Below are 13,505 nucleotides of genomic sequence, written 5' to 3' on the forward strand. Positions count from 1 at the left end.
CTAGGCCGCCGCCCGGACGCGCGCGAAGCCGTTGCGCAGATGGCGGGCGAGTTCCGTCGCGGCCGGCGTGCGCTGGCCGCGCGGCAGATGCAGGTTGATCGCGAAGTTCGGCAGCGCGGGCAGGCCGCTGTCGGCCGGCAGGATGTCGAGGTCGGCCGGTACGGTCGACGCGAGCCAGGCCGTCACCGCGAGGTCGGAGCGCACGGTCGCGGCTGTCGCATCGATGCTGCCGTTCTCGAACACGGTGCGCCACGCGCGATCGCAGCCGCGCAGCGCGTCGAGCACCGTCGGGCGGAACGCGCAGGTCTGCGCGACCATCGACACGGGCAGCGGCGTGTTCCGGTACGCGGTGCCGCCTTTCGCGCCGACCCAGGCCAGGCGGTCGATGGCGATGCACTCGCCGCGTGACGGCCCGACCGGCGCCTCGATCAGCGCGACGTCGAGTTCACCCTGCGTGAGTCCGCGGCGCAGCTCCGGCGACGCAGCGCACACGAGCGAGAGGGCGACCCGCGGATGCGCCTGCGCATAGCCTTTGAGAATCGGCGCGAGGCAACTGCCGACGAGATCCTGCGGCGCACCGAGGCGAACTGTGCCCTCGACCGCGCCGGCCGTCAGGTCGGTCAGCAGCGCATCGTGCACGGCGAGCAGCCGGCGCGCCTGCCCGAGCAGCCGCTCGCCGTCCGCCGTGAGCAGCAGGTTGCGATGCTCGCGGACGAACAGCGGGCCGGACAGCGTTTCGAGCCGTGCGACCTGCTGGCTGATCGCGCCTTGCGTCAGGTGCAGCGCTCGGCTGGCCGCCGTCATGCTGCGATGCTCGGCGACCGTGACGAAGGCGCGCAGCAGCGCGATGTCGAGATTGCGTACCATGCAACGCATTATGAGCGCTAATGGCAGGCATAAAAAGATTTCGCTGTCGTAATGGGAAGGTCGCGGGTAAAACGAGGCTTCGACGACGACAACCGGGAGCTTCCGTGCCGTTCCGCGACTACCTGCCGTTGATGCTGTTCGTGATCGTATCCACCGTGACGCCGGGCGGCGCGACGACGCTCGCGACTGCCTCGGGCGCGCATTTCGGTTATCGGCGTTCGCTGCCGCTGATGGCGGGCATCGCGGCCGGCCTGGCGTCGATGGCGGCCGCTGCCGCCGCCGGGCTCGGTGGCGTGCTGCTGGCGTGGCCCGCGTTGCAGCTCGCGATGAAGGCGGTCGGGTCGGTGTACCTCGTGTGGCTGGCTGTCCGTATCGGGCGTGGCGGCAAGCCGCGGCTTGATGCCGCGGTGCACCGGCCGCAGGGGTTCGTCAGCGGTGTCTGGATGCTCTGGCACAACCCGAAAGGCTGGGCGATGACGCTCGGCGCGGCCGCGTCGTTCGCCGCGCTTGCATCCGGCCCGGCGCGGCTCGGCGTGTTGCTCGGGCTGGCGTTCGGCGTGGCCGCGATGGTGTCGCTGTCGCTCTGGTGTTTCGCCGGGCTGCTGTTCGCGCGCGTGCTGCGTACGGAGCGGCAGTGGCGCTGGCTGAATGCCGGGCTCGGCGCGCTGCTGGTGGCGTCGATCGTGCCGATGTGGCTGCCGTAGCCACGCCGCGCGCGGGGCGCGGCGTGACGTAGCGCGGTGCGGCGCCCGCGGTCAGCGCGAACCGGCGCGCGCGACGCCGGCAGGTTTGCCGCCTGCACCGGCCGACCACAACGGCAGCCGCAGCGTCGTGACGAAGCTTGCCGCGTGCAGCACGCAAAGCAGGCCGAACGCCCACGCATACGCGTTTGCCTGCGTGCCGCCGCTCGCCACCGATTCGGCCTGCAGCCGCCACGCGAGGAACAGCGAGCAGATCGTCGTGAACGTCGGGCCGCCGAGACGCTGCACGATATTGAGCGAGGTCGTCGCCATCGGCAGGTTGCGGCGCTCGACCGATGCATACGCGGCGGAAATCGACGGCGCGCCGATCGCGCTCTGGCCCATGCCGCGCAGGAACAGCGCGGGCACGAGCAGGATCGGATCGTAGCCGGTCAGCGCGAGAAACACGAACGGCAGCGTCGCGAACAGCGCGAGCAGGGCGCCTGCGGCGGCCAGCCGGCGCACGCCGAACCGGCTCGTGAGCGTGCCCATCGACGGGTAGGTAACCAGCATGCCGAGCCCCATCGGCGCGAGCAGCCAGCCCATTTCGCCGGGCGTGCGGCCGCACGCTTGGATCAGGAACACCGGGATCAGCATCTGGCCCGCGAACAGCGCGCCGTTCGACAGGAACTGCGTGGACGCGGCCGCGCCGAACACCTTCCGGCGAAACAGCGCCAGGTCGATCAGCGCGTGGTCGCCCTTGCGCGTTTCGACCCGCAGGAACGCCGCGAGCAACAGCGCGGCCGCGACGATCGCCGCGATGCCGAGCGCTTCGTTGATCCGCTCGATCCCGTACAGGAACAGCACGAGCCCCGGCGACAGCAGCGCGAGGCCAACCCAGTCGAGTTCGCGCGGCTGCGTGTCGTCGCGGTCGCCGGGCAGGAACCGCGCGGCCAGCGCGAGCGCCAGCACGCCGACGGGCAGGTTCACGAGAAACAGCCAGCGCCACGACGTGTGCTGCAGGATCGCGCCGGCAACGACCGGGCCGAGGATCGGCGCGAGCAGCACCGGCACGGCCGCGTAGCCGATCACGCGCGCCATCTGCTGGCCGGCGACGCGCGCGATCATCATCTGCGCCATCGGCGCGAGCAGCCCGCCGCTCACGCCTTGCAGCACGCGGAACGCGATCAGCGACGGCGCGGACCACGCGAGCCCGCACAGCGCCGACGTGAGCGTGAACGCCGAGAAGCACCACAGATAGAGCGCCTTCGCGCCGATCCGGTCGACGAGCCAGCCGTTCAGCGGCAGCACCAGCGTGAGCGCGAGCAGGTAGCCGCTCGTCACCCACTGGATCGTCGCGAGGTTCGCGTGCAGGTCGGTCGCGAGACTCGACAGCGACACGTTGACGATCGTCGCGTCGAGTTGCGACAGCAACGAGCCCAGCACCGCGACCGCGCTGACCTTCCAGATCGACGGATCGAGCCGGCCGGCCGCGGGGGCCCGCGCCGGCCGAGTGCGTGGATCGCTCACGCGCCGCGCCGGTCGAGCAGCGCGACGATGTCCTGCGTCGTGCCCGTCTCGCCGAGGCGCGGGAACAGACGCTCGATGCTGTTCACGTGCGCGTCGGCGTTGAGGTCGGTCATCGCGTCAATGGCGAGCGTGACGTTGTAGCCGAGTTCATGCGCGTGCCGTGCGGTCGATTCGACGCCGATGCTCGTCGCGACGCCGGTCAGCACGATCTGCGTGACGCCGGCGGCCTTCAGGTGCGCGTCGAGGTCGGTGCCGGTGAAGGCGCCCCAGGTCTTTTTCGTCACGAGGTGGTCGCCCGGCTGCCGGTCCAGTTCGGGCACGAGCTCTGCCCAGTCGGCCGGGAGCTGTGCCGTGCGCGGCGGTTGCTCGGTGCGGCCCGGTGCGCCGCCCGCGACGTTGACCAGCACGACCGGCAGGCCGCGGCTGCGGAATGCGTCGAGCAGCGTGCGGGTGTGCGCGATCACCGGTTCGACCGGGTGCGCGGTGGGGAGGGCGACGATGCCTTTCTGCAGGTCGATGACGACGAGTGCCGTGTTCGTGTCGAGACGGGTTGCGCTCATGATGGGACTCCGTGAAAGGGACGAAGGAAGCCGTGCGCGCGAATGCCGCCGGGCGCGCCGGCCGGATTCATTGCTCGCCGATGCGGCGGATCAGCGGGATCGCGGCGGCGAGCGTGGCGATGTCTTCGGGATCGAGCTGCGCGATCGCGGCGCCGAGCCACTGGTGTTTCGCGGCGTTGCGTTTGAGCCGTGCGTCGAGGCCGGCCGCGGTCAGTCGGAACAGGATCTGCCGACCATCGGTCGGATGCGGTTCGCGTTCGACGAGACTGTCTTCCTCGAGGCTCGCAAGCGTTGCCTTCATCGACTGCGGCTTCATCGCTTCGGCGCGCGCGAGGTCGGCGGTCGTCATCGGCCCGTGTCGCTGGAGCCGCGCGAGCGCACTCGTCTGCGACATGCCGAGCCCGCCGGATTCGATTTCGGAGCGGAGCCGGCGGATCAACTGGCCGACCGCGAGGGTCAGATCGGCGGCGACGATATCGGCGGAAACGCCGGATTTGCGTGGCGGGTTCATGCGGCGGATCATAGGACACGACAGTTAAACTTGCAAGTTTAACTGTTGAATTGATCGCCGGATCGCGGTGTGGCCGGGTGGGTGGTTACGCGCCGGGGAGCGGGACCGGTACGACTTCGCTGTATCGCGGGGTCGCGTTCTCGTGCAGCAGGTCACCGAGGTATTGCGCGAGTTCGTCGGCGGCAAGCGCGGCCGGAATGTGCAGGTCTGCCGGGCGCCGCTTGCCTTCGGCCCCGAGCGCGAACACGATCCAGCGGTCGTCCTTGCGGACGACGGCGAGTAGCCGGCCAAATGCGTTGAAGCGGTATTCGTCCTGCATGGCATCGCTCCGTGAGGATGGACGCGCCGGCCGCCCGTGCGCGCTTACTGGATCGAGCAGGACAGCCAGCGGTGGATCTTGATGGCATCGCTCGAGACGCCCGCGCGTGTCGGCGCACCGAGCAGCACGACCGTTTCGCGGCGGCCCTTCACGCGCATGCGCATCACGACGCCGTGCCCCGACTCGTTGATGAAGCCGGTCTTCTGCAGCCGGATCGGCAGGCGGCGATAGCGGACGAGCGGGTCGGAATTCACGTACAGCAGCTCGCCGTCGCCCGGGCGCACGGTGGTGGACGTATCCGTCGAGAAATAGCGGATCAGCGGATCCTGTGCCGCTGCACCGACGAGCTTCGCGAGATCCTCGGCCGTCGACACGTTGTGCGGCGACAGGCCGGTGGGCTCGCGGAAGTGCGTATGGCGCATGCCGAGGCGGCGCGCTTCGCGGTTCATCGCCTTGACGAACGCGGCGCGTCCGCCCGGATAGTCGCGGCTCAGCGCGGCGGCCGCACGGTTTTCCGACGACATCAGCGCGATATGGAACATCTCGCGGCGCGACAGTTCCGAGCCGACCTGCAGGCGCGACCCGGTGAACTTGATCGTGTCGCGGTCGTGCGCGGTGACGCGCAGCACGCCGTTCAGCGGGCGATCCGCGTCGCGCGCGACGACGGCCGTCATCAGCTTCGAGATCGACGCGATCGGCCGCACCGTGCGTGCGTTGCGGGCCAGCAGCGGCGTGCCCGAGTCGACGTCGAGCACGTAGGCGGCGCGTGAGTGGAGCGAGTTGACTGCGCGCGGGGTGTAGCCGCAGCTCGCCATCAGGCGCGGCCTGGCGGCCGCCGGGCGCGGGCGCACGGCGGTCGTGCGCTTGGCGCGACGCTGCTGCGGCGCCGGTGCCGCGTGACGCTTGACCGCCTGGTGCTTCACACGCGGGCGGCGGTGCTTGACGGCCTTCTGCTTACGCTGCGCGGGTTTTTTCTTGACGGCTTTCTTGACGACCTTTTTTGCATGCGGCTGCCCATGCGCGACGCGCTGCGGCGCGTGACGTTGTGCGGACGACGCGTTCGTCGAGAAGGCGAACATCAGCATCGACAGGGCGACGAGCAGGATGGTCCGGGCGAGAGGCAGGCGCGCGATGAGGCCGGTCAAGCGAAAGTCTCCTTTTCACGCGTGGCGAGGCTGCGTGAAATGCGTGGTGGTCGGCGGGATGCGGAAAATTATACGGTCGATCGCGGGGCGATGACGATTGAAGGCGGGAAAAGATGCGCGATTCGGTGAAATCGGGAGACGCTGATCGGTGATTCGAGGAGGGCGCAGTGGCCTGCGCGCTTGAGGTCGCTCGATATATGACGCGATACGCGGCGCGATCGTGGATCGATAGCGCCGATGCTCAACGCGGCCAGTTACGCCGCGACACCACCGCGAAGCTGATCGCGATCGAGCCGGTCACGGGGCGCGGCGGCGCGTCGTTCGTTGCGGTCATCGCATCCACCGCATCGCCGAAACGAAAACGGCGGCCGCGGCCGTCGGCGCGTACGGCACTACGTTTCGGCGCGCGCGGATCGGCCGTTGCGGCGCGCTCATCGAGGGCGGTCGGTGCGCACGACGTGTCGTCGGGCGGACATTCACAGACGAGATCTACAGACATGGCGGTCGATTCCTGAAAGGGCATGTCCGTATTGAACGTCATCGCATTCGATCGGTAAAATGAATGTTTCGATCGTTACGATTCCTTTTAAGAATGGAATTGAAACTGCTGCGAACCTTCCTGACGGTCACCGAGCTGAGCCATTTCAGCCGCGCGGCCGATGCGCTGCACATGAGCCAGCCGGCACTGAGCAAGCAGATCGGCGCGCTCGAGGCGAGCCTCGGCGGCAAGCTGTTCGAGCGCGGCCGGCACGGCGCGGAACTCACCGCGTTCGGCGAGCGCTTCCTGCCCGATGCACAGGCGCTGGTGCGCGATGCGGACGAGATTCTCACCCGCGCGCGTGAGCTGTCGAGCGGGCAGCGCGGCCATTTGCGGCTGGGCATCTGCCTGTCGGTGCTGACGCTCGTCCCGAAGCTCGTCGCGGAATTTCGCAGCCGGAATCCCGGCATTGCCGTTACGTTGAGCGACCTGTCGTCCGCGGAGCAGACGCGCCGGTTGCGCGCGGGCAAGCTCGATGCGGGATTTCTGCGTCTGCCGTCGGACGAAGGTTTGTCGTCGTTCAAGGTGATCGACGAGGCGCTGGCGCTGGCGGTGCCGCCGCATCTCGGCCTGAAGCGCGTGCCGGCCGATCTCGGCACGCTCAACGAGATTGGCTTCATCGCGTTGCAGCGCGCACGCGGCCAAGGGTTGGCCGCGCAGGTCGACCGGTGGTGCGTCGAGCGCCGCTTCGTGCCGCACGTGACGCAGCAGGCCGAGGACGTGCAGTCGGTGCTCGCGTCGGTCGCGGCCGGCGCGGGCGTCGCGTTCATTCCGTCGCGTGCGCAATATCTGCTGCGCGACGCGACGGTATTGCCGCTCGACGGCCGGGACGCGAAGTGGCGCGTCGGGCTCGCGTGGCTGTCGGATCGCGACGATCCCGTCACCACACGCTTCGTGTCGTTCATGCGTGCCGCGATCAGGAATGCATGAGGGACGAAGCGGTATAGTGTCCTCAGCCGGCAGCGGTCGCCCGATCGCAAGCCCCAGTCTCGCTCACCAACTGCCACCCATGACTTCAGAATCCGACGACGCCCCGCTCGATCCCGCACTCGTCGCGACGCTCGCGACGCTGAACGACGCCGCCAGCGATCCGGCCGGCAAGGCCTGGTCGCTGCCGAAGATCGCGAAACGCACGCAGCTGCCGATGAGCACGCTGCGCCGCGTGCTCACGCAGCTCGATGCCGCGGGCCTGAGCGCGACGACGCTGAACGAGGACGGTACCGGCAGCGCCGCGCTGACCGACGAAGGGCGCGCGGTGTGCGCGCAACTGTTCGGCGCGAACGACGCGCAATGAAAAACGGGCCGCTGGAAGCGGCCCGTCGTCTTGCGGTTCGACGCGCGGCGTCGATGCGTTACCACCGCACCGTCACGCCGCCCATCACCGAATGATCGTAGGTCTGGTCGTTCAGCCCGCGCCGGTAGCCGAGGTCGAGATCGAGCCACGGCTTCGGCGAATAGATCGCGCCCGCGATCACGAAGGCGGGATTCGTGCCGGCACCACTTGCCGTGTGGCGCGACGTGCCGATGTCGGCCACGATCTGCAGCGTGTCGGTCGCTTTGTAGATCGCCGCGCCGGACACGGCCCAGATCGACGTCCGGTCGCCCTGGCGATTCGGCTGATACGTCATGCCCGCATTCGCGAGGAACGAAAACCGTGCGACGTCGAGCTGCGCGAGCAGCGTTGCGCCGGCGCCCACGCGGCCGGTGCCGAGCCCGCGCCGGTCGTTGCCGGTCGGCGTCGTCACTTTCGGCTTCAGCGCGATCGACAGCGGGCCGCGCTCGACGAACCGCCATTTCATGCCGATCTCGACATCGCCGACGCCGGCGCCATTCTGGTCGGTGCGCGTTTGCAGATGCGTGTAAGGCGCATTCACGTAGAGATCGACGTGCTCGCCGAATCCGCGCGTGAGCGTCGCGTTCCACAGCTGGTGGCGGCCGTTTTCTTCCTGTTTCGAGGTTTCCTCGGCGTTGAACTCGAACTGCCAGTTCGCGTTGCCCTGCGTGCCCGTATCGTCGCTGACGAGCGGGTGGGTGGCGAACGCGTCGAACGGCGCGAGGAAGGCGCTCGCGGCTGCGAGCGGAAGCATTCTTTTCATGGGAGATCACCTGTCGTGCGTGGCGTGCCTGCCGGCCCGCGCGGATGGCGCGGGCCGGCACGATGCCTTCAAGCGGGGACGCTCAGAACCACTGCTTGTAGCGGCGCACGTAGATCGTCTTGACGATCTGCGCGAGCAGGATGTAGCCGACCATCGTCGCGGCGAGCCACAGCCAGAAGGTGCCCGGCAGGTGCATGAAGCCGAGCGATTCGGCGAATGGCGAGAACGGCAGCCAGCAGCCGATCGCGATCGCGGTGAACGTCGACAGCAGCACCGGCAGCGCGGCCGTGCTCTGCAGGAACGGGATCTTCTGCGTGCGCAGCAGGTGCACGACGAGCGTCTGCGAGACCAGGCTCTCGATGAACCAGCCCGAGTTCATCACGATCTGGCCGCCGGTGCCGCCGTTCAGGTGATACATCGCCCCCGCGCCGAACACGGTCCACATCAGGATGTACGTCGTGATGTCGAATACCGACGACGTTGGCCCGACCCACAGCATGAAGCGGCTGATGTTGCCGGCTTCCCACTTGCGCGGCTTCTTCAGGAACTCGGGATCCATCTTGTCCCACGGCAGCAGCATCTGCGACGTGTCGTAGATCAGGTTCAGCACGAGCAGCTGCGTCGCGAGCATCGGCTCCCACGGCAGGAACGCGCTGGCGACGAGCACCGAAAACACGTTACCGAAGTTCGAGCTGGCCGTCATGTTCAGGTACTTCAGGATGTTGCCGAACGTCTCGCGGCCCTTGATCACGCCTTCCTCGAGCACCATCAGGCTCTTTTCGAGCAGGATGATGTCGGCGGTTTCCTTCGCGATGTCGGCGCCGCTGTCGACCGAGATGCCGACGTCGGCATCGCGCAGCGCGGGCGCATCGTTGATGCCGTCGCCGAGGAAGCCGACCGTGTGGCCGTTCGCCTGCAGCGCCTTGACGATGCGCGCCTTCTGCAGCGGCGTGAGCTTCGCGAACACGGTCGTGCGTTCAACGACTTCCGCGAGCGTCGCATCGTCGAGCGCTTCGATTTCCGTGCCGAGCATCGGCTTGCCGGGTTCGAGGCCGACCTGGCGGCACACCTTCATCGTGACGACCGGGTTGTCGCCCGTCAGCACCTTCACCGCGACGCCGTTTTCGCGCAGCGCGGCGAGCGCCGGCGCGGCCGATTCCTTCGGCGGATCGAGGAAGGTCAGGAAGCCGCGCACGACGAGGTCGCGTTCGTCGGCGGTGCGGTACTGCTGGCGCTCGTCGCCGCGCGGGATCGTGCGCGTGGCGAGCACGAGCACGCGGAAGCCGTCCTCGTTGTAGGCGCTGGCCTGTTCGAGCAGCCGCTTGCGCGCGACGAAGTCGAGCGGGCGCACGCCGTCCTCATCCTGCACGTGCGTGGAGACGGCCAGCATTTCCTCGACCGCGCCCTTGCAGATCAGCAGGTGCGTGCCGCGCGTGTCCTCGACGACGACCGACAGGCGGCGCCGCACGAAGTCGAACGGCAGTTCGTCGATCTTCTTGTAGCCCTGCGGCTTCACGCGCTCGCCGATCTCGTCGGCACGCGCGACGACCGCGATGTCGATCAGGTTCTTCTGGCCGCTCTGGTGGAAGCTGTTCAGCCAGCCGAGCCGCAGGATCTCCTCGTCCTTGTAGCCTGACAGGTCGAGGTGATGCTCGAGGATGATCTTGTCCTGCGTGAGCGTGCCGGTCTTGTCGGTGCACAGCACGTCCATCGCGCCGAAGTTCTGCACCGAGTTCAGCCGCTTGACGACGACCTTGCGGCGCGCCATCGCCACCGCGCCGCGCGCGAGGTTCGCGCTGACGATCATCGGCAGCATCTCCGGCGTGAGGCCCACGGCCACCGCGAGGGCGAACGTGAGCGCGCTCAGCCAGTCGCCCTTGGTCAGCCCGTTGATCATGAACACGATCGGCACCATCACGAACATGAACTTGATCAGCAGCCAGCTCACGCTCGCGACGCCGCGGTCGAAGCTCGTCTCGATGCGCTTGTGGCTCACGACGTTGCGCGCGAGCGAGCCGAAGTAGGTGTCCTCGCCGGTCGCGACGACGACGGCCGTCGCCGTGCCGCTGACGACGTTGGTGCCCATGAAGCAGACGTTCTCGAGATCGAGCAGCGATGCCGACGTATCGGTCGCGGAGTCGGCCGCGCGCGTGCTGGCGGATTTGCCGGCGACCGCACCGAGCGTGTCGTACTTCTCGACGGGCAGCGCCTCGCCGGTCAGCACGGCCTGGCTGATGAACAGGTCGCGCGACGCGAGCAGGCGCACGTCCGCCGGGATCATGTCGCCGGCCGACAGGTGCACGATGTCTCCGGCCACGACTTCGCGCATCGGCACGTCGCGGCGTGTCGGCTCGGACGTGTCGGTCATGGCGCGCTGCACGGTGGCCGTCGTGCGGACCATCGCCTTCAGCTTCTCGGCCGCGCGCAGCGAACGGAATTCCTGCACGAAGCGCAGTAGCGCGCTGATCGTGACCATCGTCAGCAGGATCGTCATGCCGACGTAGTCGCGATCGTCGGGCGCGGCGAAGTAGACGTCGGTGAAGAAGCTGATGGCGGCGAGTACCAGCAGCACGTAGACGAACGGGTTGTGGAACGAGAGCAGCAACTGGCGGGTCCAGTGCGGCGGCTTGTCGTGCGCGATTTCGTTCGGGCCGTAGTGCTGCAGGCGGTCGGCGGCCTGGTCGTAGGTGAGGCCGCGCGTGCTGGTGTTCAGCGACTTCAGCGTCTCTTCGAGCGGGCGGGCCGCTTCCTGCGCGGCGCGCATGATGCGCGGATCGTTCTGCTGGGCGCCGCCGGCCTTGATGAAGCCGCGCTGTTTCTTGTGCGATGTGTTGTGTCGTGTCGTCATGAGTCGCTCCTTGCGCACGAGGCGGCGGGCGGGGAGCGACCGTGACGTTATCGACGCACGAGCGCTCCCCGCCGCGTCGCGTCAGGCGCGATCGGCTGTGAATCGGTGAAGGCGGGAATGCTCGCCGGCGCGTGCGGTGCGGCCAGAGGGGCGATGCGCAGCGTCGCACCGGCGAGCGGTAATCGACTACTGTCGTCTGAGTTCATCTGCACTCCTGTCGGTTGCGGATAGTCGGCACGGGCGATCGACGGCGACGCACGCACGAAGGCGCGCGGCCGGACGGCACGCGAACGGAAAACGCACGCGGCTGACGCTGCGCGCAACACGAACGCACGCGCGCGACGGCGCATCGCGTGCATTCGACAACCATGAAAATTCGGCGGGAGATCTGGCCAGTCAAGTCAGGCCGGAAGGACGCCGCATCCTGCTTCCCGGGATGCGGCAGAAGACGAGGCTCTGCGCGTTTTCCTCAGGCAGCAGTCAAGTTGGTCGAGGACCAACTACAACTCGCATCGGTGTTCACAGAACACTCCATGTAATTAGACGGGAGCGATGGTAATGGGTCGCTGTGCGAAGCGTCAACCCTTTTGTCAGTCGTTATTTCGAGAAACGTAATCGGGGTGATGGGTGCGCGGCGCGCCGTCGGATCGACGCCAATGAAACAGCCGCGCGCATGCGATATCGGCATGCGCGCGGCCGCGTCGAAGCAGGGTGGCGTATCAGTGAGCCGATGCGACGGCGGCCCCTGCATCGAGGATGCCCGAGCCCGCCGGCATCGCGGTGCACGACGTGCCGGCCGCGAGCTTGGCCGTGCGCGTGCCGCCCTGCAGCTTCTGCTGGATCTGCGCGGGCGTGAGGTTGCCGTTCACCGACAACATCAGCGCGGCAACCCCCGTCACTTGCGGCGTGGCGAGGCTGGTGCCGTTCGCGAGGCCGTAGGTGTCCGAGCCCGGGGTCGTCGTGCCGGTATTCGACGTCGACAGGATGTTGACGCCCGGTGCGCTCAGCGAGACATCGGGGCCGAAGTTGCTGAACGACGCGCGGCGGCCGGTCGCGTCGGTGGCGCCGACGCTGATCACGCCGCGGCAGTTCGCGGGCTGGTCGAGCCCGGTCGACAGGCCGTCGTTGCCGGCGGCGACGATGACGGTCACGCCCTTCGCGGTCACGTCGTCGATGGCCTGCTGGAACGTCGAGCTGCACGCGCCGACCCCACCGAGGCTCAGGTTGATGACCTTCGCGGGACGCGGGTTGTTCGGCACGCCGTTCACCGCGATGCCGGCAGCCCAGCGCATCCCGTCGGCGATGTCGCTCGTCGTGCCGCCGCACTTGCCGAGCACGCGCACCGGCAGGATCTGGCCGAGCCACGACACGCCGGCGATGCCGGTGCCGTTGTTGGCGGTCGCGCCGATCACGCCCATCACACGGGTGCCGTGCCAGCTGCTGTCGCTCGGCTGGCTCGCGCAGTGATAGTACGGACCGTTTGCGTTGTCGAGTTCCTGCTGCGTGACCCAGTCACCCGGGTCGGTTGCGTCAGGGCTGCGGGTCAGGCCGTTGTTGCTGGTGTTGACGTTGCTGATGAAGCTGTAGCCGGACAGGAGGTTGCCGACGAGGTCGGCGTGCGGCCGGTAGCCCGTGTCGAGCACGGCCGTGACGACGGTCGGCGAACCCTTGGTCACGCTCCACGCGGGCGGCAGGTTGATCCCGGCGGTCGGGTCGGACAGGTACCACTGCTGGCTGTAGAGCGGGTCGCTCGGCGTGTCGCGGATCTGCATCGGATGATCCGGTTCCGCGTAGTCGACGTCGGAATCGGCCGCGAATGCCTGCGCGAGCGCGGCTGCGTCGGTGGCGGCCATGCGCTGGCCGAGCGACAGCACGGTCGCACCGTTCGAGATCGTCCGCTCGACCTGCACGTTCACCGGCGTTTGCCCGACCGTGCTCGCATACGCACGTGCGCTGCCGGCGACCGGCGCCGTCCAGCGCGTCAGCGAGCGCTGGATCACCGCGTCGAGCCGCGTCCCGTTGTCGATGGCCGCCATCGCACGCGTGGCCGTCAGCGTCTTCAGCTTGACGATCAGGTGATCGATCGGCGGTTCGGTCGGCGCGGTCTGCGCGGCCATCTGCACGGCGGCCTGCTGCGTCGTGCACGCATTGCTGCCGGAAGACGCGGGCGGGGCCGTGGGATTGGAGGGCGCGGGAGACGGCGCGGGGGCAGGGGCAGGCGCTGCGTTGGAAGAAGACGGGTTGCTGCCGTCGCCGCCGCCTCCACCGCCGCAACCGGCGAGGGGCAGGAGGGCGGCGGCGGACAGCATGCCGGCGAGCATGCGCGCATGTGCGGAGCGCGCCAGCGCGAAATTGAAACGCTTGGTTCTCATGTTGAAACTCGATCCTCGTAGATAACCGTCGTGCCGGCG

Annotated in this window: 13 protein-coding genes; 3 read left to right on the forward strand and 10 right to left on the reverse strand. The window is 68.4% G+C overall.

Translation table 11 applies throughout. The features are described 5' to 3' along the window. The gene (locus tag LGM56_RS03840; protein ID WP_226202921.1) at nucleotides 1-876 is read right to left on the reverse strand and encodes a LysR substrate-binding domain-containing protein; all 876 of its coding nucleotides are present in this window, start codon (nucleotides 874-876) and stop codon (nucleotides 1-3) included. Nucleotides 877-971: 95 nt separating this feature from the next. Here LGM56_RS03840 and LGM56_RS03845 point away from each other — a divergent pair, with 95 nt between their 5' ends. Further along, a complete protein-coding gene (locus LGM56_RS03845) occupies nucleotides 972-1,571 on the forward strand; it encodes a LysE family translocator (protein WP_089496732.1) in 600 nt (199 codons plus the stop codon). A gap of 51 nt (nucleotides 1,572-1,622) precedes the next feature. On the opposite strand, the gene LGM56_RS03850 is transcribed toward LGM56_RS03845, so the two are convergent. The 6 genes from LGM56_RS03850 to LGM56_RS03875 form a co-directional block, all read right to left on the reverse strand. Then, a complete protein-coding gene (locus tag LGM56_RS03850) occupies nucleotides 1,623-3,077 on the reverse strand; it encodes a DHA2 family efflux MFS transporter permease subunit (RefSeq protein ID WP_089496733.1) in 1,455 nt (484 codons plus the stop codon). Further along, the gene (locus LGM56_RS03855) at nucleotides 3,074-3,637 is read right to left on the reverse strand and encodes an isochorismatase family protein (protein ID WP_226202923.1); all 564 of its coding nucleotides are present in this window, start codon (nucleotides 3,635-3,637) and stop codon (nucleotides 3,074-3,076) included. The genes LGM56_RS03850 and LGM56_RS03855 overlap by 4 nt, the downstream gene beginning before the upstream one ends. A 67-nt stretch (nucleotides 3,638-3,704) precedes the next feature. Further along, the gene (locus LGM56_RS03860; protein ID WP_226202925.1) at nucleotides 3,705-4,160 is read right to left on the reverse strand and encodes a MarR family winged helix-turn-helix transcriptional regulator; all 456 of its coding nucleotides are present in this window, start codon (nucleotides 4,158-4,160) and stop codon (nucleotides 3,705-3,707) included. A 73-nt stretch (nucleotides 4,161-4,233) separates the two neighbouring features. After that, complete coding sequence (locus LGM56_RS03865) at nucleotides 4,234-4,467, reverse strand: hypothetical protein (protein ID WP_089496736.1); 234 nt, start codon at nucleotides 4,465-4,467, stop codon at nucleotides 4,234-4,236. Nucleotides 4,468-4,511: 44 nt separating this feature from the next. Continuing rightward, the gene (locus tag LGM56_RS03870; protein WP_089496737.1) at nucleotides 4,512-5,612 is read right to left on the reverse strand and encodes a serine hydrolase; all 1,101 of its coding nucleotides are present in this window, start codon (nucleotides 5,610-5,612) and stop codon (nucleotides 4,512-4,514) included. 241 nt (nucleotides 5,613-5,853) lie between these two features. Next, entirely contained in the window at nucleotides 5,854-6,153 is a 300-nt protein-coding gene (locus LGM56_RS03875) for a hypothetical protein (RefSeq protein ID WP_226202927.1), read from the reverse strand. A 51-nt stretch (nucleotides 6,154-6,204) separates the two neighbouring features. On the opposite strand from LGM56_RS03875, the gene LGM56_RS03880 reads away from it, so the two are divergent. After that, the gene (locus tag LGM56_RS03880; RefSeq protein ID WP_089496739.1) at nucleotides 6,205-7,080 is read left to right on the forward strand and encodes a LysR family transcriptional regulator; all 876 of its coding nucleotides are present in this window, start codon (nucleotides 6,205-6,207) and stop codon (nucleotides 7,078-7,080) included. A 79-nt stretch (nucleotides 7,081-7,159) separates the two neighbouring features. Further along, on the forward strand, nucleotides 7,160-7,444 hold the full coding sequence (locus LGM56_RS03885; protein WP_089496740.1) for a transcriptional regulator: 285 nt from the start codon (nucleotides 7,160-7,162) through the stop codon (nucleotides 7,442-7,444). A gap of 58 nt (nucleotides 7,445-7,502) precedes the next feature. On the opposite strand, the gene LGM56_RS03890 is transcribed toward LGM56_RS03885, so the two are convergent. From LGM56_RS03890 to LGM56_RS03900, 3 genes are all read right to left on the reverse strand, one after another. Continuing rightward, the gene (locus LGM56_RS03890) at nucleotides 7,503-8,246 is read right to left on the reverse strand and encodes a transporter (RefSeq protein ID WP_226202929.1); all 744 of its coding nucleotides are present in this window, start codon (nucleotides 8,244-8,246) and stop codon (nucleotides 7,503-7,505) included. Nucleotides 8,247-8,328: 82 nt separating this feature from the next. Continuing rightward, complete coding sequence (gene mgtA, locus LGM56_RS03895; protein WP_226202932.1) at nucleotides 8,329-11,094, reverse strand: magnesium-translocating P-type ATPase; 2,766 nt, start codon at nucleotides 11,092-11,094, stop codon at nucleotides 8,329-8,331. A gap of 719 nt (nucleotides 11,095-11,813) precedes the next feature. Next, nucleotides 11,814-13,466 (reverse strand): S8 family peptidase, encoded by a 1,653-nt coding sequence (locus tag LGM56_RS03900; protein WP_226202933.1) that lies wholly within the window; start codon nucleotides 13,464-13,466, stop codon nucleotides 11,814-11,816. Between the last annotated feature and the right edge of the window lie 39 nt (nucleotides 13,467-13,505).

This window comes from Burkholderia sp. AU38729 (assembly GCF_020419725.1).
In the GTDB taxonomy this organism is placed as follows: Bacteria; Pseudomonadota; Gammaproteobacteria; order Burkholderiales; family Burkholderiaceae; genus Burkholderia.

Bases quoted from the DNA above. Each gene is read 5' to 3' on its own strand.
- LGM56_RS03890 (WP_226202929.1), bottom strand. From the start codon at position 8,246: ATGAAAAGAATGCTTCCGCTCGCAGCCGCGAGCGCCTTCCTCGCGCCG.
- LGM56_RS03865 (WP_089496736.1), bottom strand. From the start codon at position 4,467: ATGCAGGACGAATACCGCTTCAACGCATTTGGCCGGCTACTCGCCGTC.
- LGM56_RS03860 (WP_226202925.1), bottom strand. From the start codon at position 4,160: ATGATCCGCCGCATGAACCCGCCACGCAAATCCGGCGTTTCCGCCGAT.
- LGM56_RS03855 (WP_226202923.1), bottom strand. From the start codon at position 3,637: ATGAGCGCAACCCGTCTCGACACGAACACGGCACTCGTCGTCATCGAC.
- LGM56_RS03880 (WP_089496739.1), top strand. From the start codon at position 6,205: ATGGAATTGAAACTGCTGCGAACCTTCCTGACGGTCACCGAGCTGAGC.
- LGM56_RS03840 (WP_226202921.1), bottom strand. From the start codon at position 876: ATGCGTTGCATGGTACGCAATCTCGACATCGCGCTGCTGCGCGCCTTC.
- LGM56_RS03885 (WP_089496740.1), top strand. From the start codon at position 7,160: ATGACTTCAGAATCCGACGACGCCCCGCTCGATCCCGCACTCGTCGCG.
- LGM56_RS03875 (WP_226202927.1), bottom strand. From the start codon at position 6,153: ATGACGTTCAATACGGACATGCCCTTTCAGGAATCGACCGCCATGTCT.
- mgtA (WP_226202932.1), bottom strand. From the start codon at position 11,094: ATGACGACACGACACAACACATCGCACAAGAAACAGCGCGGCTTCATC.
- LGM56_RS03900 (WP_226202933.1), bottom strand. From the start codon at position 13,466: ATGAGAACCAAGCGTTTCAATTTCGCGCTGGCGCGCTCCGCACATGCG.